At 64.9% G+C, this 23,334-nt stretch carries 19 protein-coding genes and 1 pseudogene; 12 read left to right on the top strand and 8 right to left on the bottom strand.

What is annotated here, in order from left to right; translation table 11 throughout:
- Nucleotides 1–14 precede the first annotated feature (14 nt).
- Entirely contained in the window at nucleotides 15–1,190 is a 1,176-nt protein-coding gene (locus PATSB16_RS03925) for a GNAT family N-acetyltransferase (protein WP_047212731.1), read from the top strand.
- A gap of 22 nt (nucleotides 1,191–1,212) precedes the next feature.
- Here PATSB16_RS03925 and PATSB16_RS03920 read toward each other — a convergent pair whose 3' ends face one another.
- The gene (locus tag PATSB16_RS03920; protein ID WP_047212730.1) at nucleotides 1,213–1,935 is read right to left on the bottom strand and encodes a FadR/GntR family transcriptional regulator; all 723 of its coding nucleotides are present in this window, start codon (nucleotides 1,933–1,935) and stop codon (nucleotides 1,213–1,215) included.
- A gap of 227 nt (nucleotides 1,936–2,162) precedes the next feature.
- On the opposite strand from PATSB16_RS03920, the gene PATSB16_RS03915 reads away from it, so the two are divergent.
- From PATSB16_RS03915 to glcF, 3 genes are read left to right on the top strand one after another with little or no spacing between them, the layout of a single operon-like run.
- Nucleotides 2,163–3,662, top strand: coding sequence for an FAD-linked oxidase C-terminal domain-containing protein (locus PATSB16_RS03915; RefSeq protein WP_047212729.1), 1,500 nt, complete (start codon nucleotides 2,163–2,165; stop codon nucleotides 3,660–3,662).
- Complete coding sequence (gene glcE, locus PATSB16_RS03910) at nucleotides 3,662–4,798, top strand: glycolate oxidase subunit GlcE (protein ID WP_047212728.1); 1,137 nt, start codon at nucleotides 3,662–3,664, stop codon at nucleotides 4,796–4,798. Before PATSB16_RS03915 ends, glcE begins: the two co-directional genes overlap by 1 nt.
- A 7-nt stretch (nucleotides 4,799–4,805) precedes the next feature.
- Nucleotides 4,806–6,026 (top strand): glycolate oxidase subunit GlcF, encoded by a 1,221-nt coding sequence (gene glcF, locus PATSB16_RS03905; protein ID WP_047212727.1) that lies wholly within the window; start codon nucleotides 4,806–4,808, stop codon nucleotides 6,024–6,026.
- A gap of 74 nt (nucleotides 6,027–6,100) precedes the next feature.
- On the opposite strand, the gene ppa is transcribed toward glcF, so the two are convergent.
- Complete coding sequence (ppa, locus tag PATSB16_RS03900) at nucleotides 6,101–6,628, bottom strand: inorganic diphosphatase (protein ID WP_047212726.1); 528 nt, start codon at nucleotides 6,626–6,628, stop codon at nucleotides 6,101–6,103.
- Nucleotides 6,629–6,828: 200 nt separating this feature from the next.
- Here ppa and PATSB16_RS03895 point away from each other — a divergent pair, with 200 nt between their 5' ends.
- The 3 genes from PATSB16_RS03895 (at nucleotide 6,829) to PATSB16_RS03885 (ending at nucleotide 10,493) form a co-directional block, all read left to right on the top strand.
- Nucleotides 6,829–8,268, top strand: coding sequence for an aldehyde dehydrogenase family protein (locus tag PATSB16_RS03895; RefSeq protein WP_047212725.1), 1,440 nt, complete (start codon nucleotides 6,829–6,831; stop codon nucleotides 8,266–8,268).
- Between the two features lie 58 nt (nucleotides 8,269–8,326).
- Nucleotides 8,327–9,085, top strand: coding sequence for an SDR family oxidoreductase (locus PATSB16_RS03890; protein WP_047212724.1), 759 nt, complete (start codon nucleotides 8,327–8,329; stop codon nucleotides 9,083–9,085).
- A 91-nt stretch (nucleotides 9,086–9,176) separates the two neighbouring features.
- Nucleotides 9,177–10,493: an MFS transporter gene (locus tag PATSB16_RS03885; protein ID WP_047212723.1), complete on the top strand. Its 1,317-nt coding sequence runs from the start codon at nucleotides 9,177–9,179 to the stop codon at nucleotides 10,491–10,493.
- A 136-nt stretch (nucleotides 10,494–10,629) separates the two neighbouring features.
- Here the strand turns inward: PATSB16_RS03885 and PATSB16_RS03880 are convergent, their stop codons facing one another.
- Genes PATSB16_RS03880 through hemC form a run of 4 tightly spaced genes read right to left on the bottom strand, consistent with a single transcriptional unit; the run spans nucleotide 10,630 to nucleotide 14,684 of the window.
- Nucleotides 10,630–11,802, bottom strand: a complete 1,173-nt coding sequence (locus tag PATSB16_RS03880; protein ID WP_047212722.1) for a heme biosynthesis HemY N-terminal domain-containing protein — start codon at nucleotides 11,800–11,802, stop codon at nucleotides 10,630–10,632.
- Nucleotides 11,803–11,813: 11 nt separating this feature from the next.
- Entirely contained in the window at nucleotides 11,814–12,893 is a 1,080-nt protein-coding gene (locus tag PATSB16_RS03875) for a uroporphyrinogen-III C-methyltransferase (RefSeq protein ID WP_052892562.1), read from the bottom strand.
- Nucleotides 12,880–13,731, bottom strand: a complete 852-nt coding sequence (locus tag PATSB16_RS03870; RefSeq protein WP_052892561.1) for a uroporphyrinogen-III synthase — start codon at nucleotides 13,729–13,731, stop codon at nucleotides 12,880–12,882. The genes PATSB16_RS03875 and PATSB16_RS03870 overlap by 14 nt, the downstream gene beginning before the upstream one ends.
- Nucleotides 13,728–14,684 carry a hydroxymethylbilane synthase gene (gene hemC, locus PATSB16_RS03865; RefSeq protein WP_047212721.1) on the bottom strand — a complete coding sequence of 319 codons (957 nt, stop codon included), beginning with the start codon at nucleotides 14,682–14,684 and terminating at the stop codon, nucleotides 13,728–13,730. Before hemC ends, PATSB16_RS03870 begins: the two co-directional genes overlap by 4 nt.
- Before the next feature lie 164 nt (nucleotides 14,685–14,848).
- Between hemC and ppc the strand changes: the two genes are divergently transcribed.
- Nucleotides 14,849–17,695, top strand: coding sequence for a phosphoenolpyruvate carboxylase (gene ppc, locus PATSB16_RS03860; protein ID WP_047212720.1), 2,847 nt, complete (start codon nucleotides 14,849–14,851; stop codon nucleotides 17,693–17,695).
- Between the two features lie 73 nt (nucleotides 17,696–17,768).
- On the opposite strand, the gene PATSB16_RS03855 is transcribed toward ppc, so the two are convergent.
- Nucleotides 17,769–18,344: a ferritin-like domain-containing protein gene (locus tag PATSB16_RS03855; RefSeq protein WP_237170292.1), complete on the bottom strand. Its 576-nt coding sequence runs from the start codon at nucleotides 18,342–18,344 to the stop codon at nucleotides 17,769–17,771.
- Nucleotides 18,345–18,552: 208 nt separating this feature from the next.
- On the opposite strand from PATSB16_RS03855, the gene PATSB16_RS03850 reads away from it, so the two are divergent.
- The 4 genes from PATSB16_RS03850 (at nucleotide 18,553) to argH (ending at nucleotide 21,981) form a co-directional block, all read left to right on the top strand.
- Nucleotides 18,553–19,131, top strand: a complete 579-nt coding sequence (locus tag PATSB16_RS03850; protein WP_237170291.1) for an RNA polymerase sigma factor — start codon at nucleotides 18,553–18,555, stop codon at nucleotides 19,129–19,131.
- A 1-nt stretch (nucleotide 19,132) separates the two neighbouring features.
- On the top strand, nucleotides 19,133–19,852 hold the full coding sequence (locus tag PATSB16_RS03845) for an anti-sigma factor (RefSeq protein ID WP_047212717.1): 720 nt from the start codon (nucleotides 19,133–19,135) through the stop codon (nucleotides 19,850–19,852).
- A gap of 13 nt (nucleotides 19,853–19,865) precedes the next feature.
- A complete protein-coding gene (locus PATSB16_RS03840) occupies nucleotides 19,866–20,447 on the top strand; it encodes a chorismate mutase (protein ID WP_047212716.1) in 582 nt (193 codons plus the stop codon).
- Nucleotides 20,448–20,583: 136 nt separating this feature from the next.
- Nucleotides 20,584–21,981, top strand: a complete 1,398-nt coding sequence (argH, locus tag PATSB16_RS03835) for an argininosuccinate lyase (protein ID WP_047212715.1) — start codon at nucleotides 20,584–20,586, stop codon at nucleotides 21,979–21,981.
- Between the two features lie 59 nt (nucleotides 21,982–22,040).
- On the opposite strand, the pseudogene gltS reads toward argH, so the two are convergent.
- A pseudogene (gene gltS, locus PATSB16_RS21075) lies at nucleotides 22,041–22,936 on the bottom strand (sodium/glutamate symporter).
- Nucleotides 22,937–23,334: the final 398 nt, after the last annotated feature.

The raw sequence follows: 23,334 nt of genomic DNA, 5'->3' as shown, positions 1-23,334 counted from the left end.
CTCCTGGCCCATCAATGACAACGAATGGTTCGAATTATCGCACGCAAGTGATCGACGGCATGTGCGCCGTCGATGCGGCGTCCTGGGACGCCCTGCTGGCCGCTCAGGCACAGCCCACGCCGTTTCTGCGCCATGCCTTTCTCAACGCGCTGGAACAGTCCGGCTGTGTCGGCCCCGGCACCGGCTGGACACCCAGCCACCTGCTGCTATGGCAAGGCGATTCGCTGGCCGGCGCGGTGCCGCTGTACCTCAAGCAGCACTCCTACGGCGAGTATGTGTTCGATTGGGCCTGGGCCGACGCCTACACGCGCAACGGGCTCGACTACTATCCCAAGCTGCTGTGCGCAGTGCCGTTCACGCCCGTCTCGGGCACCCGCCTGCTGGCGCAGGACGCGCCCGCCCGGCAAGCGCTGGTGCGGGCGCTGCTCGACGCCGCGCGGCACAGCGAGGTGTCGTCGCTGCATATTCTGTTCCCCGACAGCACCGATATGGCTGAACTAGCCCGGCAAGATCTTGAAGTGCGTCAGGGCGTGCAATTTCACTGGCGCAACGACGGTTACCGTGACTTCGACGCCTTTCTCGCTACGCTGGAACAGAAAAAGCGCAAGAACATTCGCGCCGAGCGGCGCAAGGTACACGAGGCCGGCGTGCGCTTCCGGCACCTCGACGGCCGGCAGGCCAGCGAGGCGGACTGGCGTTTTTTCGCGCGCTGTTATCGTCACACCTACCGCGAGCACCACTCGACGCCCTATCTGAATCTGGCGTTTTTTCTGGCGCTGGCCGAGGCCATGCCGGACAATCTTTTGCTCATCATCGGCGAGCGCGAAGCGCAGCCGATCTGCGCCTCGCTGCTGATTCATCAACCAGCCACCGAACACGGCGAGGCGGTCGTTTATGGCCGTTATTGGGGCGCGCTCGAAGCCATTCCGTGCCTGCACTTCGAGACCGCTTATTACCAGCCGCAGACGCTGTGCATCGAGCGCGGCATAACGCTATTCGAAGGCGGCGCGCAGGGCGAGCACAAGCTATGGCGCGGTTTTTTGCCGATCGTGACGCAGTCCGCGCATTGGCTGGCGCACCCGGCGTTTGCCGATGCCGTCGCGCAATTCCTGCAACGCGAACGCGGCGGCATCGAGCATTACGTGAGCGAGTTGCACGAACACAGTCCGTTCAAGGCGACGAGCGTTTGAGTTCGCCCGGCCGGCGCCGCGCTCAGGCGACGTTCTTCTTGATAAAGGTCAGGTGCGTGAGCACGGCCTGCTGCGCGGCTTCCGGATCGTGGGCGGCGATCGCTTCGTAAATGGTGCGGTGCTGTCCGACCAGATGCGCAAGATCGACATCGCGCACGTCGAAGTGCTCGTAGGTCTTCTCGATCGAGTGCTGGATCAGATTGAAAATCGCCTGCATCGTGTGAATCAGCACCACGTTGTGGGTCGCCCTGGCGACTTCCAGGTGAAAACGCGCGTCGAGCTCCGGCAGCGACGCCGCCGCGCCGGCGCCCGACGGTGCCCGGTAGGTCTGCTCCAGCGAGTCGATCACCGCGGCCAGATGTTTCAAATCGGTGCGATTGGCTCGCAGCGCCGCCAATCGCACCGCCATCGACTCGAGGCATTCGCGCAACTCGAAGATGTCGTTCACCGTCTTGGATTGGCGAGCCATCAATTGCGCCAGGGGCTCGGCCAGGATCGGTCCGGTAGCGTTGGCCACGACGTAGCCGCCGGTCGCGCGCTCGTTGATCAAGCCTCGCGAGGCGAGTTTGAGCAGCGCCTCGCGCAACGACGGTCGGGACACGCCGAGTTGCTGAGCCAGATCGCGCTCCGAGGGCAGCGTCTCCCCCGGCTCGAGGGTGCCTTCGGCGATCATTTTCTCCAACTGGTCGTAGACTGCATCGGAGAGGCGGTAGCGCGGCGGGGGAGTGACGGGGGCGAACGACATGGCAGATGCGGCAAAAAGCGGAAAAGGTCTAACAATACCGGATATCGCAATACGATGACCAGCGCCGCAAGCGCATCAGGGTTATTACCACCCCAGCATGCCGCCACATTGCGCTAGAATTGATCAGATGGTCTACTGGTCGACCAGTAGACCAAAAATCCATACCGCACGCTGCTCCCCGCCCCGGTGCTGGCCGCAACGTTGCACTGATTCCACCGAGGGAAGCCATGAATCTTTCCGAGCCCGCTGCCCAGGCCGACGCGCCGACAGCGCCTGACCGGCAGGCATTTCTCGCCGCGCTGACGCGGCTTGAACCCGGTTGCCGCGTACTGACCCGGCGTGAAGACATCACACCGTATGAGTGCGACGGCCTGGCCGCCTATCGCAACCTGCCGCTCGCGGTCGTGCAGCCCGAGAATGAAGCGCAGGCAGCCGAAGTCCTGCGGCTGTGCCATCAGCATGGCGTGCCCGTGGTTCCGCGCGGCGCCGGCACCGGCTTATCCGGCGGCGCAATGCCGATCACCGACGGCATTGTATTGTCGCTCGCCCGCCTCAAGAAAATTCTAAATATCGATCCCTATGCGCGCACCGCTACGCTCCAGCCCGGCGTGCGCAATCTGCACATTTCAGAGGCCGCCGCACCTTACGGACTGTATTACGCCCCCGATCCGTCGTCGCAAATCGCCTGCACCATTGGCGGCAACGTAGCGGAAAACTCGGGCGGCGTACATTGCCTCAAATATGGCCTGACGGTACATAACGTGCTGCGCGTGCGGGCACTGACGATGACCGGCGAGGTGGTCGAATTCGGTTCGCTGGCACTCGATTCGCCTGGCCTCGATCTGCTCGCGGTCATGATCGGCAGCGAGGGCATGTTCGCCGTGGTCACCGAAGTCACCGTGCGGCTGATTCCAAAACCGCAGACCGCGCAGGTCATCATGGCCAGTTTCGACGACGTCGAAAAAGGCGGCGATGCGGTCGCCGCCATCGTCGCCGCCGGCATCATTCCGGCCGGCCTGGAGATGATGGATCGCGGCGCCACGCGCGCCGTCGAAGACTTCGTCCATGCCGGCTACGACCTGGACGCAGCGGCCATCCTGCTGTGCGAATCGGACGGCACCCCCGAGGAAGTGCAGGAAGAGATCGCGCGCATGAGCGCCGTGCTGTCGTCCTGCGGCGCCACGCGCATCCAGGTTTCCAAAAACGAAAACGAGCGCTTGCAATTCTGGTCCGGGCGCAAAAACGCCTTTCCGGCCGCCGGCCGCGTCTCGCCCGACTATTACTGCATGGACGGCACGATTCCGCGTCGCCGCATCGGCAGGCTGCTCACGCGCATCGAACAAATGGAGCAGCAATACGGATTGCGCTGCCTGAACGTATTTCACGCCGGTGACGGCAATATGCACCCGCTGATCCTGTTCAACGGCAATGACCCCGACGAATGGCACCGCGCCGAAGCGTTCGGCTCCGACATTCTCGAGGCCTGCGTCGAACTCGGCGGCACGGTCACCGGTGAGCATGGCGTCGGGATCGAGAAAATCAATTCGATGTGCGTGCAGTTCTCGCCGCAAGAGCGCGACACCTTTTTCGCCATCAAGCACGCCTTCGATCCCGACCGTCTGCTGAACCCGGACAAGGCGATCCCCACGCGCGCGCGTTGCGCCGAATACGGCAAGCTGCATGTGCGCGGCGGACAACTGCCCCACCCCGATATTCCGAGATTCTGATGTCTGCGACCGATAACACCACTGCGTCCCAGCCAGCGTCGTCCGCCGAACCGGCGAGCGACGCCATGCTGGCTGAATTTCGCGCGCGTATTCTCGAAGCCAGTGCCAAGCATACGCCGCTGCAACTGCGCGGCGGCGGCACCAAGGATTGGTACGGCGAGGTCCCGCGCGGCGAGGTGCTCGACGTCAGCGCGTACCGTGGCATCGTCGCCTACGATCCCGCCGAACTCGTCATCACGGCGCGCTGCGGCACACCGCTGCGTGAAATCGAGGCTGCGCTGGCCGAAAAAAACCAGATGCTGCCTTTCGAGCCGCCCCATTTCGGCGAGCGGGCGACCTTCGGCGGCTGCATTGCCGCCGGACTCGCCGGGCCACGCCGCCCGTACACCGGCGCGCCGCGCGATTTCGTGCTGGGCACGACGCTGATGAACGGGCGCGGCGAGGAGCTGCACTTCGGCGGCGAAGTCATGAAGAACGTGGCCGGCTACGACGCGGCACGGCTCATGGCCGGCGCGCTGGGTAGCCTCGGCTTGTTGCTGACCGTGTCGATCAAGGTGCTGCCGCGTCCCACCAGCGAGCTCACGCTGCAATTCGAACTGGATCAGCAAGCCGCCCTGCACCAGCTCAACGAGTGGGCTGCGCGCCCGCTGCCGATCAGCGCCAGCGCATGGCAGGACGGACGACTGACGCTGCGCCTGTCCGGCGCGCAAGCCGCTGTCCAGGCAGCCCAGGCGGCGCTCGGCGGCGACGTGCTCGAAGCCGGCGAAGCCGAGCGCTGGTGGACGGCACTGCGCGAACAAGCCGCACCCTTTTTCGCGGCCCGCACCGATGCCAGACCGCTGTGGCGGCTCAGCACGCCGAGCGTCGCCCCCGTGCTGACGCTGCCGGGCCCGCAACTGATCGAGTGGGGCGGCGCACAGCGCTGGCACGTCGGCGGCGAGGCCGAAGCGATACGCTCGGCCGCCCGTCAGGTGGGCGGTCATGCCACCTGCTTTCGCGGCCCGCGCGAGCAGCCGAACGCGCCCCCGGTGTTCACGACGCTGCCCGCGCCACTGATGGCCATTCACCAGCGCCTCAAACAGGCCTTCGATCCGGCCGGAATTTTCAACCCGGGTCGGCTATACCCCGACTTCTGAGTCCAAGATGCAGACCAACCTCGCTGATTTTCTGCGTGATACCCCCGATGGCGAAGAAGCAGACGCCATCCTGCGCAAATGCGTGCATTGCGGTTTTTGTACCGCCACCTGCCCGACTTACCAATTGCTGGGCGACGAGCTCGACGGGCCGCGCGGACGCATCTATCTGATCAAGCAAATGGCCGAAGGCGCGCCGGTATCGCGTCTGACGCAAGCCCACCTGGACCGTTGCCTGACCTGCCGCAACTGCGAATCGACATGTCCGTCGGGCGTGCAGTACGGGAGGCTGGTCGACATCGGGCGCCGCTATGTCGACCGTCAGGTGCAACGGTCGCTGGGTGAGCGTGCAATGCGCTACGTACTTGCCAATGTCGTGCCCAATCGCAAGCTCTTCGGCGCCCTGTTCGAAGTCGGTCGGCGCGTGCGGCTGGCCCTGCCGGCCGCCTTACGTCACAAGATTCCGCCGCGTCACAACGTCGGCGCCTGGCCGACCCGCACGCACGCGCGCAAGATGCTGATGCTCGCCGGCTGCGTGCAGCCGGCCATGATGCCCTCGGTCAACACCGCCACCGCGCGCGTGCTCGACGCCCTGGGCATCGAAACCGTGGTGGCCAGCGAAGCCGGTTGCTGCGGAGCTATCCGCCTGCACCTGGGTCAAGAGGCCGACGGCCTCGACGACGTGCGCCGCAATATCGACGCCTGGTGGCCGCATGTCGAGAGCGGGGCAGAAGCCATCGTCATGAACGCCTCCGGGTGCGGGGCAACCGTCAAGGAATACGGCCACCTGCTGCGCAACGATCCGGCCTATGCGAGCAAGGCGCAACGCATTTCCGCGCTGACGCGCGATCTTGCCGAAATCCTGCCGGATTTCACCGACCAGCTGATCGCCCTGGCCCGCCGCGCCGACGCGCCGCGCGTGGCGTTTCACTCGCCGTGCACGCTGCAGCACGGCCAGCAAATCCGCGGCAAGGTCGAGGCGCTGCTGCGCGGACTCGGTGTCGACGTTGCGCTGCCGGCCGACAGTCACCTGTGCTGCGGCTCGGCCGGCACCTATTCGATCCTGCAGCCAGCGCTATCCAAGCAGTTGCGCGACCAGAAGCTCGCCTGCCTGCACGCGACCCAGGCCGAGGAAATCGTCTCGGCCAATATCGGGTGCCTGTGCCACTTGCAAAGCGGCACCTCGACGCCCGTGCGACACTGGGTCGAACTCATCGCGCAACGCCTGTAAGGCAGCAAGCCTGTCCAAACGAAAAAAAACCTCCGTGAACCGGAGGTTTTTTATTGCCGCTCGGGCAAGCGCGCTTACTTTTTGTAATTCGCCACGCCGTCGGTGATTTCCTTGTGGGCCTCGTCGATGCCGGCCCAACCCTCGACCTTGACCCACTTGCCTTTTTCCAGCGCCTTGTAGTGCTCGAAAAAGTGCTTGATCTGGTCTTTCAGGTTTTGCGGCACGTCGTCGAGCGACTTGATGTGCGCGGTCATCGGGCAGACCTTGTCGACCGGCACCACCACCAGCTTCGCGTCCTGGCCGGATTCATCGGTCATTTTCAGCATGCCCACCGCGCGACAGCGCACCAGCGAGCCGGCCAGCAGCGGAAACGGCGTGACGACCAGCGCATCGACCGGATCGCCGTCGCCCGACAGCGTTTGTGGGATAAAGCCGTAATTGGCCGGGTAGCGCATGCCGGTGCCGATGAAACGGTCGACCATCAGCATGCCGGTTTCCTTGTCAGCCTCATATTTCACCGGATCGCTTTGCGCGGCGATTTCGATGATGACATTAAAATCGTTAGGAATATCCTTGCCCGGCGGCACGTTATTGAAGCTCATGATCGACTCTCTTGCGAAGTGATGGGAAGTATCGGGGGCGCGCTGCGCTCTCAGCCGGAGATTATAGCGGTTTTGCGGTATCGGACCGTTGCGGCAGGCGCACGATCCGCCACGGGCGGCCGATGCCCCGCTGCCGCGCACATCAGGCTACACTGTCGCTGTTAATGAAGATGTGAACCTATTTTCACTGCGAGGTGACAATGCAGGAAGCTCATCATTTCATCGGCAACCGGTGGGTCGCGCCGGCACAGGAACAGACGATCCCGGTACTCGACCCGTCCGACGGCCAGCCATTCGCCGTGCTGGCCCGCGGCAGCGCCGCCGACATCGACGCAGCCGTGCAGGCCGCCCGGGCGGCGTGTGAGGCGGCCTGGGGAAACAGCAGCGCGGCCGAACGCAGCCGCGTCCTGTTCCGGCTCGCGGCATTGCTGGCCGAACAGCAGGATGCGCTGGCCCATATCGAGGCCCGCGACACCGGCAAGCCACTCAAGCAGGCGCGTGCCGACGCCGCCGCGGTCGTGCGCTACTTCGAGTTCTACGCCGGTGCCGCCGACAAGCTGCACGGCCAGACCATCCCCTACCAGACCGGCTACACGGTGCTCACCCTGCGCGAGCCGCACGGCGTGACCGGCCACATCATTCCCTGGAATTATCCGCTGCAGATCTTCGGGCGCAGCGTCGGCGCGGCGCTCGCCGCCGGCAACGCCTGTGTGGTCAAACCGGCCGAGGACGCCTGCCTGTCGCTGCTCAAGCTCGCCGAACTGGCGCAGCAGGCCGGCTTGCCCGACGGGGCACTGAACATTGTCACCGGTTATGGCCACGAAGCCGGCGCGGCGCTCGCGCGGCACCCCGGCATTGACCACATCTCATTCACCGGCTCGCCGCAAACCGGCAAGCTGGTCACGCAAATGGCGGCGGAAAACCATGTTCCGGTCACGCTGGAGCTGGGCGGCAAATCGCCCCAGATCGTCTTTGCCGACGCCGATATGGACGCGGTGCTGCCGGTTGTCGTCAACGCGATCGTGCAGAACGCCGGTCAGACCTGCTCGGCGGGCAGCCGGCTGCTGGTCGAGCGCAGTGCCTACGAGCCGCTGCTGGATCGGCTGGGCCAGGCGTTCGAGGCTTTGCAGGTCGGCCCGGCGATGCTGGATCTCGATTGCGGACCATTGATCAGCGCCAAGCAGCAGCAGCGCGTATGGGATTTTCTCTCGGATGCCCAGCACGACGGCATCGCCATGCTCGCGCACGGGCAGGTCGTGCCGGAAGCCCCCGAAGCCGGCTTCTACCAGGCGCCCACGCTGCTGCGCGACGTGCCGCCCTCGCACCGCCTGGCGCGCGAGGAAGTATTCGGCCCGGTGCTCGCCGCGATGCCGTTCGAACAAGAAAGCGACGCGCTGCAATTGGCCAATGGCACACCTTTCGGACTGGTCGCCGGCATCTGGACACGCGACGGAGCGCGTCAGTTGCGGCTGGCGCGACGGCTGCGCTCGGGCCAGGTGTTCATCAACAATTACGGTGCCGGCGGCGGCGTCGAACTGCCGTTCGGCGGCGTCAAACACTCCGGTCACGGCCGCGAGAAAGGTTTCGAAGCGCTGTACGGTTTCACGACACTCAAGACAATTGCGATACGCCATGACTGACGTGCCGTGAGCTGCCGCCGGCAGCGCATTACCCAACTATCACAACAAGGAGACAGCTATGCGTTTAGCAGGCAAGACGGCCATCGTTACCGGCGCCGGGTCAGGCTTCGGCGAGGGCATCGCGGCAACCTTCGCGCGCGAGGGCGCCAACGTCGTCGTCAACGACCTCAACCGTGAAGGCGGACAACGGGTGGCCGACGCCATCAACGCGGCCGGCGGCAAGGCGGCCTTCGTCTACGGCGACGTCTCGCAAAGCGCCGACACGCAGGGATTGCTCGACGCCGCACTGAGTCATTTCGGCCGGCTCGATATCGTCGTCAACAATGCCGGCACCACGCATCGCAACAAGCCGCTGCTCGAGATCACCGAAGCGGAGTTCGACCGTGTCTACGCGGTCAACGTCAAAAGCATTTTCTGGAGCGCGCGGCACATGGTGCCTTACTTTCGCCAGCAAGGCGGGGGCTGCATCATCAACGTCGCCTCCACGGCCGGCGTGCGGCCGCGCCCCGGCCTGGTCTGGTACAACGGCAGCAAGGGCGCGGTCATCATTGCCAGCAAGGCCATGGCCGCGGAGTTGGGACCCGACCAGATCCGCGTGAACTGCGTCAACCCGGTGATCGGCGAAACCGGCCTGATGACCGAATTCATGGGCATGCCGGACACCCCCGAGAACCGCAAGAAATTCCTCGCCGGCATTCCACTGGGGCGCTTTTCAAAACCACAGGATATCGCCAACGCCTGTCTATACCTGGCCTCGGACGACGCGGAATTCATCACCGGCGTTTGCCTGGAAGTCGACGGCGGCCGCTGCATATAAGAAGCGCTGTTTCGCCGGTCGCGCGCCCCGGCTCGCAAAATCACAAAACTCGGCGCGCATTTGAAAAACGTTCATCCAACGAGGAGGTCAGATGGAATCCGTCACATCACAGCCGAACACCGCCACAAGCGGCACACCTTCGGCATTCGAAGTGGCAACCTACCGCAAGGTAGGCTGGCGGCTGATACCGCTGTTGCTGATTTGTTATGTGGTGTCGTACCTGGATCGCGTCAACGTCGGTTTCGCGAAACTGCAGATGGTCAGCGACCTGAAGTTCAGCGAAACGGTCTATGGCCTGGGCGCGGGTATTTTCTTTTTCGGCTATTTCCTGTTCGAAGTCCCCAGCAACATCATTCTGCACAAGGTCGGCGCGCGCGTCTGGATCGCTCGCATCATGATCACGTGGGGAATTGTCTCGGGTGCCACGATGTTCGTGTCCACCCCCGAGACGTTCTACGTGATGCGCTTTCTGCTCGGGCTGGCCGAGGCGGGCTTCTTCCCCGGGATCATCCTGTATCTGACTTACTGGTATCCGTCAGCCCGGCGCGGCCGCATGACCGCGTGGTTCATGACTGCCGTTGCATTATCGGGCTTCGTCGGCGGCCCCCTCTCCGGCTGGATCCTGAAGGACGTCAGCGGCCTGTACGGCTTGGCCGGCTGGCAATGGCTGTTCCTGCTCGAGGCGCTGCCCTCGCTGGTGATCGGCGTGGTGGTGTTCTTCTACTTGGACGACCGGATTCAGTCGGCCAAGTGGCTCACCGATGAGGAAAAGGCGCTGCTGGTGCGCAACATCGACACCGATGCGGTCGGCAAGCACGATCTGCCGCTGTCACGAGTGTTCGGCAACGGGCGGCTTTGGGTCATGAGCCTGATTTATTTCTCGTTCGTGATCGGCCTGTATGGCGTCAGCTTCTGGTTGCCGACGATCATCAAGAGCACGGGGGTCAAGGATCCGCTGACGATCGGTCTGCTCACTGCCATCCCCTTCGGCTTCGCGGTGATCGCCATGCTGGTGATCGGCTGGCGATCCGATCTGAAACGCGAGCGCCGCTGGCACGTGGCGATTCCGGCGCTCATTTCGGCCGCCGGCTTGTTTCTGAGCACCGTCTGGAGCCATAACACCCAACTGGCGATGATCGCGCTGACCTTCGCCACGATGGGCATCATGGCCGTGCTGCCGCTGTTCTGGAGCCTGCCGACGGCCATCCTGGGGGGCGCGGCCGCTGCCGCCGGGATTGCCATGATCAATTCGCTCGGCAACCTGGCGGGCTTCTTCGGCCCTTATCTCGTCGGCTTCCTCAAGGATGCAACGCACAGCACCAACAGCGGCATCTATGTGCTGGCCGCGTTCATGGTGTTGGGTGCCTTGCTGGTACTCTCGATGCCCGCACGGCTGGTCGACAAATAAGCGTTTGATACGCGGCGGCGCCACGAGCCTGGCCCGCCGCACGGTTGAAATGAAGAGGCCGGGCAAGATGCGTTGCCCGGCCTCTCGGTTTGTCGGAACGGCAAGGCGCGGATCGCGCCTTTGCTCCTCGCAGTCACTAAGCCTGGGCCGCGGCCCGATAGTGCCGAGCCGCCGCCTCGCCCTGCTCGAGCCCTTCGAACAACTGTGCCAGCGCCAGGTGCAGCCTGGCACGCAGCGCGTCGTCCTGCGTGTGGCGCAGGCCTGCCTCCAGGAAGGTCTGGGCCTTGCCCCACAGACGCTGATGCTGGCACAGCTTACCCAGCGCAAACAGCAGATCAGGGTCATTCGGATGGCGCTCCCGCCACTGCTCGGCCTGCTGAATCAGCGGCAAGGCATCGCTGCCCGCGCAATCGGCATAACGCCGCAGCAGGCGCGCATCCCAATGCTCGGCCAGCGCCGCCTCGACGATCTCGCGCGCCTCGCGCGAGCGGTCCAGCCCGATCAGCAGTTCGGCAGCCAGATCAGCCGTGCGAGACGACTGACGGGCTTCGACAGGCAATCCTTTCCAGCAGGCCAGCAATGCGTCGGCATCATGGCGATGATCGCGCAACAACCCGTCGCTGGCGGTCTGCTTCAGCTTGGCCGCGAGCGCCGGATGCAGAGCCTCGCGCTTGTCGAGAACCTTGAGCAGCGCGAGCACTTCCTTCCAGTGCTTGAGATGCTGGTGAGCGCGCAGCGCCACCAATTGGGCCGGGATACGCCGCGCGCCCTGCGAGCGCATCTCCGCCAAGGCTTGCAAGGCTCCTTCGGCATCGCGCGCATCGACCCGCAATTCCGCGGTCGACAGCAGACGCGCCTCTTCGAGATCGGCCCCCTGCGCATCGGCCAGCCAGGTGTCGCGGCGCTCGAACTCGCGCATCCGATGCGCGGCCCGTGCGCCGATGAGCGATGCAACACCACGGTTATCCTGCTGCGCAGCAGCCTCGCGCGCGGCTTTCTCAGCCCGCGTGAAGCGCCCGGCGAAAAGATATGCCATCGCGTTGCGCAACGCGATATTGGCTTTGCGGCTGCGCTGGCGGTCGCGATACGCGGCCACACGGTCCGGCATTTTCCACAGATTGCGCAGCAGACGGATCACCACGTACAGCGCCAGGAAAAGCAGCGCCAGCGCCAGCACGAACAGGTTGAGTGAAAGGTCGACCCGGTACGGCGGCACCAGCAGCACCACCTGCCCGTGATTGAACGTCGCCAGGATCGCGACGCCTGCCGCGACGGCAAATAAGATGATTAACCAGAACAGTCCTCGCATGCCGCTCCCGCTCAGTTCTTGATTTTGACTTGGGCGATGGCGCTCAGGCTGCCCGCCAAGGTCGGCAACTCGACCGCATTGGCCCCGCTATCGACCTGCGTGAGCAGGGCCTGCACCGCTTGCGTGCGCTCCGACTTCACGTCGAAATATTTACCCAGAGCAGTTTGCGCCATGCGCAAGTTGGCATGCAAGTCCTTCTGATTGCGCGCCAGCAATGCCAGGCGCGCATTGAGCAGGCGCAATTTGAGGTTGGCGCGCAGCCAGGCGCCCTGCGATGGCGAGACCAGCATCTCGTCGGGCTGGTCCAGACGGCGGACCTGAATCAATTGCTTGAGACTCGCGCCCAGTTGGTCGACCAGTTGATGCCACCACAGGCGCCACTGGCTCAATGTCGCCGCAGGCGCCTGAACCGGCCCGGCATTGCCGGCCGGAGCCACGTATTCGGCCTGCAGCGGCAGACTGTCGATCTGCGCGATGGCCTGATCGAGCTTGCCCGCCAGTTGGGGAATATCCTGTGCGGACACCGACTTCAGGCGCGCGATGTCTTTCTCGAGCGCCGCGCGCACCGTGGCCAGCGCGGTGCCGGTGCCAGCCAGGCGGGCATCGGCCCCCTCGAGCGCCAGCAACGCGCCGTGCACATCGCCGGTCAGCTGCAGTTGCTGATTCGCGCTCGAAACGATCTGTTCGGTTTCGGCCAGCACCCATGCGTCGCGATTGCGCGACAAATCCTGGTAAAGCTGCTGCAGCGCGGCCTGCTGGCCGCTGTCATTGGCCACCCGGGTGTCGAGCGCGGTCAGCCGGCTCTGCACGTCGCGCAGCGTATCGAGTGCCTGCTCGGTTTTTAGTTTGGCCTGCAAGATATCCGAGTCGGCGACTTGCTGGCGCTTGGCCATTGCCTGCTCGACCCGTCCGATCTTCTGGTTGAGCGCCCAGCCCCCCGCGGCAGCGCCCGCCGCAACGAGCACGAGCAGCAGCCACGGCAGCACGGCGCCGCCGCGATGCCTGGGCGCCGGAGCGTCGATGGACGCGGATGAGGGGGCAGCGGCAGGCGCGGCCTGGGACGAATTGGATGCTTGATTATCGGTCGGCATGCTTTGCAAGGTAGGGGTTCGCCCACGATTTTAGCGCCTGCAGGAGATTCCGATCGCCGGCGCCGCACAGCGTAATCCTACCAAACCCGGCGGCCCGTGCGGTTTTTGCGATGCGCTCATGCGAAGTAAAGCAATCGATCCGATGCAAACGGGCCAGTCCGACGGTATCGAAATGCGCTCGGGCCAGCGCGTCCAAATTACCTACGGCCTCAGAGCTGGTCAGCGCGAGCGAGGTCGGTCGGTCGCTGACGAGCAGCCCGTCCAGTGCGCGCCAGAGGGCCTCGGCCGGCGCCGGGCACCGCCTGACATAGGCGCTGACGACATCGACGAGGGCCCCTGCTTCGCGCAAGCGGTCGAGCAGCAAATCGCGCCCCCCATCGCCGCGCACCAGCAGCACTCGCCGCCCAGCGAGCCGAGCGAGCGGCAGCACCGCGAGCAATGCTTCCGAATCGAACCGCGCGTTTGGCCCCGCCGCTGGCTGAAACACCTGCACGCCGGGCGCGGCGACACCGAACTCGGCCAACGCAGCGGCACTGCCCGGACCGACGACGGCCGCGGCAACGTGCCCCGGCCAGACGTGCGGCAGCTTCTCGAGCGCGTGCCGCACCGCGTTGGGCGACACGAAGCAGACCAGCGTGTATTGGGGCAGATTGGCCAGCGCGGTGCGCAGCGGCATATCGTCCGGCGTCGGCAAAATCTCGAGCAGCGGGAATTCGAGCGGCTCGATGCCGCATGCCGCCAGTTGCCCGGCCAGCCATGCCGACTGCCCGGCCGGTCGCGTGAGCACCGCCGCGGGGCTGTGCGCGCCGAAAGCCGGGCATGCGGCCGCGGCGCTCACATCGCGCCGCCGGCTTGCTGCACCAGCGCCAGCGCGCCGTCATCGATCAGGCGCTGCGCGACACGCTGGCCGAGCGCTTCGGCGTCCGCAACGTCGCGCACCGGCGCGGCGTCTTCAGCGTGCAGCGTACGACTGCCATCGATGGCCGCCACGAACGCGCGCAAATGCAGGGATTGTTCGTTATCGCGGCAGGCAAACGCCGCGAGCGGAATTTGGCAGCTGCCGCCGAGCGCGCGCGAGACGGCCCGCTCGGCGCTGACCGCCATCGCCGTTGGCTCGTCGTGCAACGGCGCCAGCCACTGCCGCAATGCGGGCCGGTCACTGCGGATTTCGATGCCCAGCGCGCCCTGCCCGGCAGCCGGCAGGCTGTCCTCCGGCGGCAGTATCGCGCGAATGCGCTCGCCCAGACCGAGCCGTTTGAGCCCGGCTGCCGCCAGAATGATGGCGTCATAGTCGCCACGATCGAGCTTGCCCAGGCGCGTGTCCAGATTGCCGCGCAGCGGCTTGACCTGCAAGTGCGGGAAGCGCGCGCGCAGGCTCATCTCGCGGCGCAGGCTGGAGGTGCCGACCACCGCGCCGGGCGGCAGGTCAGCCAATGCCGCATAGCGCGGCGAGACCAGCGCATCGCACGGATCCTCGCGCGCAAGAATCGCACCCAGACAAAATCCCTCGGGCAATTGCATCGGCACATCCTTGAGCGAATGCACCGCCAGATCGGCCCGTCCGTCCGTCAATGCGACTTCGAGTTCCTTGACGAAAAGTCCCTTGCCACCGACCTTGGCCAGCGTCCGATCGAGGATCTGGTCGCCACGCGTGGTCATGCCGAGAATTGTGATTTCACAATCCGGATATAATTTTTGCAGCGTGGAACGTACGTGCTCGGCTTGCCACATCGCCAGGCGGCTTTCGCGTGAGGCAATGACAAGGGTTTGAGGGGCAGCGGAGAAATTCATCGACATCGCGTGGGTATCAGGAAGTTGTTGCTCGATCGGGCCGCACTCGTGACGGGCCGGGCGCCATGGGCGCCGGCAATTTCGGGCCGCGGCGCCGAACGGTCAAAATCGTTCTGCAATTTCTTATAAGAGAAAATGGTATCACGCATCACCAAGGAAACAGCATGGACAGTAGCGCATCGGCAGGAGACACGAAACAGCGCGCAACGCGGCGCACACGCGAAGACAAGGACGCCCCGCTCAAGGAAGACATTCGCCTCTTGGGTCGCCTGCTCGGCGACGTGCTGCGCGAACAGCAGGGCGACGCGACTTTCGAGCTGGTCGAGCGGATTCGCCAGAAGGCCGTGCGCTTTCACCGCGAGGATGACCGGGCGGCCGCCGAGGCGCTCGATGCGATTCTCAATGGTCTGACCCCCGAGCAGACCATGGCGGTGGTGCGCGCCTTCAGCTATTTTTCGCACCTGGCCAACATCGCCGAAGATCGCCATCACAATCGGCGCCGTCGCGTCCACGCGCTGGCGGGCTCCCGTCCGCAAGCCGGCAGCCTGGCTCACGCGCTGGCCACCTGGAGCGCCAGCCAGCCCGGAGGCAATCAGGCGCTGCAGGCGTTTTTCGCCAGCGCCCTGATCGTGCCGGTCCTGACCGCGCACCCGACCGAGGTGCAGCGCAAGAGTATTCTCGATGCGGAGCGCGATATCGCACGACTGCTGGCCTCGCTCGACCAGCCGCTGACCGCGCGTGAGCGCTCGCACTCCCTGAGCCTGATGCGCGCCAAGGTCACCTCGCTGTGGCAAACCCGCATGCTGCGCGGCGCCCGCCTGACCGTGGCCGACGAAATCGAAAATGCGCTGTCGTACTACCGCACGACATTCCTGAGTGAAATCCCGGCGCTGTACGGCGACGTCGAGGAACTGCTCAAGCAGTCCGCTCCCGACATTCCGGCCTCCACCCTGGCGCCGTTCCTGCAAATGGGCAGTTGGATCGGCGGCGACCGCGACGGCAATCCGAACGTGACCGCCCCGACCCTGCAGTTGGCCATCACCCGGCAGGCCACCGAAATTTTCAATTACTACCTGGATCAGGTGCACGCGCTGGGGGCCGAACTGTCGGTGTCGAACCTGCTGGCCGGCGCCAGCGACGCCCTCAAGACACTGGCCGAGCGCTCGCCGGACGATTCGCCGCATCGCGCCGACGAGCCGTATCGGCGCGCCCTTATCGGCATCTACGCACGCCTGGCCGCGACGGCCCACGCGCTGCTCGGCTACCAGGCGCCGCGCGTGGCGGTCGGTCCGGCGCCGGTCTATGCCGATGCACGAGAATTCGCCAGTGACTTGCAGACCATCGTGGCATCGCTGACCAGTCAACACGGCGCCGCCCTCATCGCACCACGCCTGGGGCCGCTGGTCCGGGCGGTCGAGGTGTTCGGCTTTCACCTGGCGAGCATCGATCTGCGCCAGAGTTCCGACGTGCACGAGGCCGTCATTGCGGAGTTGCTGGCCAAGGCCGGCGTGGAAAAAGACTACGCCAAGTTGTCCGAAGATGAAAAACTTGCCCTGCTGCTGCGCGAGCTCGCGCAGCCGCGTCCGCTTTTCTCCCCGCATATCGAGTATTCGCAGCGCGTGCGAGGCGAGCTGGCGGTATTCGAGGCCGCACGCGAGATTCGCGCGCGCTTCGGCGGGCGTGCCGTGCGCAACTACATCATTTCGCACACCGAGACGGTCAGCGACCTGATCGAAGTCATGCTGCTGCAGAAGGAAACCGGATTGTGGCATGGCCAACTCGGCAACACCGCGCATCCGGCCGCGATGAATCTGATGGTGATCCCGCTGTTCGAAACCATCGCCGACTTGCGCAATGCCGCCGACATCATGCGCGCCTTGCTGGAGTTGCCCGGCTTTTCGGCCATCGTCGCGCACCAGGGCGGAGAACAGGAGGTGATGCTCGGTTACTCCGACAGCAACAAGGACGGCGGCTTCCTGACGTCGAACTGGGAACTCTACAAGGCCGAACTGGCGCTGGTGAACCTGTTCCGCGAGAAGCACATTCGCCTGCGGCTGTTCCATGGCCGCGGCGGCACGGTCGGACGCGGCGGCGGCCCCACCTATCAAGCCATCCTGGCGCAGCCGCCGGGTACCGTCAACGGCCACATCCGTCTGACCGAGCAGGGCGAAGTAATCGCCAGCAAGTTCGCCAACCCGGAAATCGGCCGGCGCAATCTCGAGACCATCGTCGCTGCCACGCTCGAGGCCACGCTACTGCCCAACCGCAATCAGCCGGCGCGGCTGGCCACCTTCGAAAAAGTCATGCAGACCCTGTCGGACGAGGCGTTCGCGGCTTACCGCGCGCTGGTCTACGAGACTCCTGGCTTCAAGGATTATTTTTTCGCCGCGACGCCGATTGCCGAAATCGCCGAGCTCAATATCGGCTCTCGTCCGGCCTCGCGCAAATTCAATGATCCGAACCATCGCCGCATCGAAGACCTGCGAGCGATTCCATGGGGTTTCTCGTGGGGTCAATGCCGCTTGCTGTTGACCGGCTGGTTCGGCTTCGGCAGCGCCGTGCAGGCTTACCTGGACGCCAGCAAGGACGACACCGAGCGCGCCAGGCGCCTGTCGTTATTGCAGCAGATGTACAAGCGCTGGCCGTTTTTCGCCAACCTGCTGTCCAATATGGACATGGTGCTGGCCAAAACCGATCTGGCGGTTGCCTCCCGCTATGCCGAACTGGTACCCGACGCCGAATTGCGCACTACGGTTTTCAGCCGGATCGTGCAGGAATGGGAAAGCACCGCCCACGCGCTGTCGCTGATCACCGGCCAGGCGCAACGGCTGGCCGACAATCCGCTGCTGGCGCGCTCGATCAAGAATCGCTTCCCCTATCTCGATCCGCTCAATCACCTGCAGGTCGAACTGCTGCGGCGGCATCGCTCCGGCACCAGCGACGAACGCGTGCGGCGCGGCATCCACCTGACTATCAACGGCATTGCCGCGGGCCTGCGCAACACAGGCTAATTGCTCATAGCAGCCGGGCGCGCGCGCAGTTTGCCAGCGCGCGTGCCCGCCCCGTCATCGCCAGATAACCGACTCAGCCAATGAAGGCAGCCGGCACCGGATCCTGACCCAGCGCATTGAGCAGGATCGCCCAGTGCATGGTTTCGTCGCCCAGAATACTGGCGGCCGCCTTGGACAGGTCCTTGTCGTGGAACACCGGAACGACACCCAAATATGCGCTGGCGGCGCCCTTCTCCAGGCCTGCGGCGAACTGCAGCACATCGGCCTGCGTCTTGAGTTTTTCCACCGGGAAATGATAGTCGGCAACCTTCATGGCCTCCACTGGCGAGCCGCCCATCTTGTGGATCAATCCAGCGAGCGCTTGCGCATGCGCCTTGTGCTGGCCCTGGAATTTGACGGCCACGTCCAGTACCGGCTTTTGCAGCAAGCCGCTTTGCGCGCCCACTTGATAGGCCGCGATTGCCTGGTATTCGAGCGCCAGCGCGGTATTCAGGATCGAGACATCGCTCTCGGGATTCTTGGACATCGTCGCCCCCCAGGCGCCGCCGCTGCGGCCCAGCGTCACCGCCGCCATCGTGCCCAATGTAATCAGCCCCTGAGTCCGCATGAAACCGCGCCGACCTTCTTTTTCAAGTTTATTGTCTTGCATGGCAACCTCCATTGTGTGAAGACGCGCCAACAAAATCCGGCCAGACGGCCCCGCCCGCGAGCGGTTGGGCAGCGGTCCGGGTTTTGTTAGCACCATTAAGGGAGCACCTCCCTGCCTCATATACGCAAGGACTCGCCGACTGGATGCAAGCCATGTCTTGATGCGACGAATTCCGCTAAGATAGCGGCATCTATTTCGGGTGACATGCGTGCCAATTCCTACGACAACCGTGACGTCCGAGGCCGATAGCGGCCGCCTGCTGAAACTCATCGAGCAGGTTGCCCGGCAGGACGCCGATGCGCTCCACGCTCTCTACGATTTGACTGCCGCGAAACTATTTGGGCTTGCGCTGCGTATATTGATCAAGCGCGAGTGGGCCGAGGAAGTGCTGCAAGAGAGCTATATCAACATATGGCGCTTTGCCAAGGATTACCGCCCCGGCCTGTCGGCACCGATGACGTGGATGAGCACGATCGTGCGCCATCGCGCGCTCGATTATTTGCGTCGCGTCGGCGACCATGAAACGGAATGGAATGACACCTTGGACAATCTGCTGCCGAGCTTCGAGCCCGATCCCGCCGAACGCGCGCTGCTGAGCCAGGGCGCGACCCGGCTCGGGCACTGTCTCGACACACTGGAAGTCGCGCAGCGCCAGGCGATCGCGCTGGCGTACCTGCGCGAGCTGCCGCACCAGGATGTGGCGCAAATCATGCAAACGCCGCTCGGCACGGTCAAATCGTGGATCCGGCGCGGCCTGGCCAAACTCAAAACCTGCCTGGAGGGCTGAGATGAATCCCGCCCACCATCCGGATCTGCTTGACCGCCTGGCGGCCGAATACGCGCTGGGCACACTGCGCGGGGGCGCGCGACGGCGGCTCGAGACGCTGGCGCAACGCGACCAAACCGTGCGACGCGCGCTGCTGGACTGGCAGGATCGTCTGGCGGCCCTGCCCGAACTGATACCTCCGCATGCGCCCGGCGCTCACGTCTGGCACGGCGTGCGCCGGCAACTTGCCCTGGAGGGCGTGCCGCCGGCGGCACCCGCTGTGAGCGCCGTGCCACTTTGGTCGCGCCTCGATTTCTGGCGCAAATGGGCCCTCGCCGCCTCGCTTGCGACGGTGATTGCCGTCGTGTTTGCCGTGCGCAGCCTGCTGCCCGGTCTCTCGCCCGCGCAGGCGCCCCGATACGTGGCCGTGCTCAACGACAATCAGGCTCATGCCGGCATGCTGGTGAGCTGGAATCCGGCCCAGCGCACGCTGGTGCTCGAGCGGCTGGCCAACTATCCACTCAAGCCGAATCAGAGCCTGCAGCTGTGGGGCCTGCCCAGCGGAGGCCGGCCGCATTCGCTCGGCGTCCTGCCCGAGCAGGGCCCGCTGGTGCTGCGCCTGGCGCAGGCGCCGCAATTCCCGGCGTTGGCCATCAGCGTCGAGCCACTGGGCGGGTCGCCCGACCCGAATGGCCCGACTGGCCCGGTGATTTATCATGGCGCGGTGCTCCCCGCCACCTGACGCACCTAATGCCATGTCTCACTATTCACGTATTGCCCTGAGCGGCGCACTGTCGCTGCTCGTTTTACTCGGCACCGCACGGGCCTGGGCCCGCACACCCGGCGACCCCGCGCTGGATCCCCTGCTGCATGCGGTCATCGAACGTCTGCACGTCGGCGATGAAGTCGCCCGCGCCAAATGGCAGTCGCACAAACCGGTCGAAGACACCGCGCGCGAGCAGGCCCTGCTGGCCGAAGTCGAACGCCAGGCGCCCGCGCACGGCGTAAAGCCCGCCCAGGCCCGCCAGTTTTTTGAAAACCAGATTGCCGCGAGCAAACTGATTCAGTCGGTGCTGCTCGATCGCTGGCGCCGCGGCGGCCCGCCCCCGGGCCCGGCGCCCGACCTGGTTAAAGACCTGCGCCCGCGCCTGGATCGTCTGACCGTGGATCTGCTCGACGGACTGGCCCAAGCGGCGCCCATTACGGCGCTGCCGCGCCCCGCGTGCGCCGCGCGTGTGATTCGCGCCGCCCGGGAACAAGCCCACCAGGCACACCTCGACAAGCTGCACCGCGCGGCGCTGGAACAGGCGCTGCACGGCGTTTGCGCCGGCCGGTAACGCGCCCGCGCCCGCCGGCGGCCCCGATGGGCGCCCGCCAGCAGGCCGCGGTTGCTATAATCCACCGATTCGCCTGTCGTTCGATCCGCCGGACATGCCGGCAGGCCGGCTCCCTATTTCTTGACGCCTGACTAAGATGACATCCCAACTCTCCAAAAAAGGCGAGGCCTGGTCGGCCCGCTTTTCCGAACCCATGTCCGAGCTGGTCAAGCGGTATACCGCCTCGGTATTTTTCGACAAGCGACTCGGGTTGTTCGACATCGAGGGTTCGCTGGCACACGCAGACATGTTGGCTACCCAGGGCATCATCAGCGCTCAGGATCTGGCCGATATTCAGCGCGGGCTGACGCAGATTCGCGGTGAAATCGAGCGCGGCGAGTTCGAGTGGTCGCTCGATCTCGAGGATGTGCATCTGAATATCGAGGCGCGGCTGACACACTTGATCGGTGACGCCGGCAAGCGGCTGCATACCGGGCGCTCGCGCAACGATCAGGTGGCCACCGACATCCGCCTGTGGCTGCGCAGCGAAATCGACCGCATCGGCGAGCTGCTGGCTCAGTTGCGTGGCTCGCTACTGGATCTGGCCGAGCGCAATGCCGCCACCATTTTGCCCGGCTTCACGCACCTGCAAGTGGCCCAGCCGGTGACCTTCGGCCATCATCTGCTCGCTTACGTCGAAATGTTCAGCCGCGATAGCGAGCGCATGGCCGATTGCCGCAAGCGCACCAACCGACTGCCGCTGGGCGCGGCCGCGCTGGCCGGCACCAGCTATCCGATCGACCGCGAACGCGTGGCGAAAACCCTCGGTTTCGACGAAGTTTGCCGCAACTCGCTCGACGCCGTATCCGATCGCGATTTCGCGATCGAATTCTGTGCCGCGGCGGCCTTGATCATGACGCACGTTTCGCGCTTTTCCGAGGAGCTGGTGCTGTGGATGAGCCCGCGCGTCGGCTTTATCGACATCGCCGACCGTTTCTGCACCGGCAGCTCGATCATGCCGCAAAAGAAAAATCCCGACGTGCCGGAACTCGCGCGCGGCAAGACCGGGCGCGTCAACGGCCACCTGATGGCTCTGCTGACCCTGATGAAAGGCCAGCCTCTGGCCTACAACAAGGACAACCAGGAAGACAAGGAACCGCTGTTCGACACGGTCGACACGGTCGCCGATACGCTGCGCATCTTCGCCGAAATGGTCGCCGGCATCACCGTCAAACCCGAGGCGATGCGCAACGCCGCGCTGCAGGGATTCTCGACCGCCACCGACCTGGCCGACTACCTGGTCAAGAAGGGCCTGCCATTTCGCGACGCGCACGAGGCCGTGGCTCATGCGGTGCGGGTCTGCGCGGATCGAGGTATCGATCTGGCGGATCTGACGGTGGCCGAGCTGCAGGCATTTTCGCCGTTGGTCGCAACCGATGTGTTCGATTACCTGACGCTCGAGGGGTCGGTGGCAAGCCGCAATCATATCGGCGGCACTGCGCCCGATCAGGTCACGCAGGCGATTGCCGCGGCCCGCGCGAAACTGAAGCAATAAGAAAACAAAAGCGGCCTCGGGCTTCGATCCGCCGGAGGCCGCATCGCCACGCGCGACATTCAATCGACGCTCGCGCCGCAGCCGCAATGCCCGGCAGCGAGCACCGCCGCGTCGTAATTTCGGCCCATCACGCGGAACGTCACGAAAATCGCATAGGCAGCCATCGCCAGCGTCTGCACACCGAGAATCAGCAACACCGGCAGTGCCAACGCGGCCAGATCCCACAACCGCAGGCTCATCAATGCCATCGCCAGAAACAGCGACAGGCTGACGTTGCCGAGTACCGACACAGCCCGCTCGAAGATCTGGTACCAGCCAGCAGCGCCAGGCCGTTGCGCAGGATGACGGCGGCAAACAACACGCAGACGAAGGTCGGCAGCTCCAGGGCCGTGCCCTTGAGCAGGCCGGCAAGCACGCCGCCGGTCGACAGGCTGACGGCGATCAGCGCAAGCGTCTCGATCACCGACGACGCGGTGATCAGGCGCACAGCCTTGGGCTGCTCGAAACCAATCGGATCGTCATCCTTGCCGGCGGGCATGGGTGACGCTTCGCCGCCATTGCCGGGCACGCGCACCCGCTTGATGAGCACCCGCGCGACCGGCCCGCCGATCAGGCCGCCCAGCACGAGACCGAAGGTCGCGCAGGCCATGGCCACTTCGGTGGACGACGTCAGGCCGAACTTGTCGCTGAACACGTCACCCCATGCCGCCCCGGTGCCGTGCCCGCCCGACAGCGTAATCGAGCCGCTGAGCAGGCCCAGCGCGGGGGAGAGTCCCAGGGCGCTGGCCAGACCGATGCCGATGGTGTTCTGCAGGATCAGCAATCCCAGGACCACCACCAGGAAAACCGCCATCGTGCGCCCCCCGGCCTTGAGGCTGGCTAGGTTGGCATTGAGCCCGATGGTGGCAAAGAACGCCAGCATCAATGGCGTTTGCAGCGAGGTATCGAAACTCACCTGAACATCGGCCACGCTGCGCGCGAGCAACAACAGCAGCGCCACCAGCAGTCCCCCAAGCCACTGGCTCCGGGATACTGTACGCGCGCAACGGCGGGGTCCACGTGACCAGCTTACGTCCGAGCAGCAAAACCAGGGAGGCGCACACGAGTGTGCCGTCAGTGCCGAAATGCAACATTCCCCCTATCCTTATGTGAGAAACGCAGCGTAGTGTAGCGGCGCTCTCCAGGCAGAAGTCGGCCGAAAATCAGCAAACGGCTCAGTCTCTATGCATTTATAGAATCATCCCGCTCGCACTTAAGAAATGTCACAATTTTCGCAGGCGGTTGGGCCATTGACGCGGCCAAGACGGGGGCATCGACGCGAATCGTGGCGACCATCATGGGGTCGCCACGATT

This window comes from Pandoraea thiooxydans (assembly GCF_001931675.1).
GTDB lineage: Bacteria > Pseudomonadota > Gammaproteobacteria > Burkholderiales > Burkholderiaceae > Pandoraea > Pandoraea thiooxydans.
Note: the sequence above shows the minus strand (reverse complement) of the source record. Positions and strands in the feature narration are given on the sequence as shown.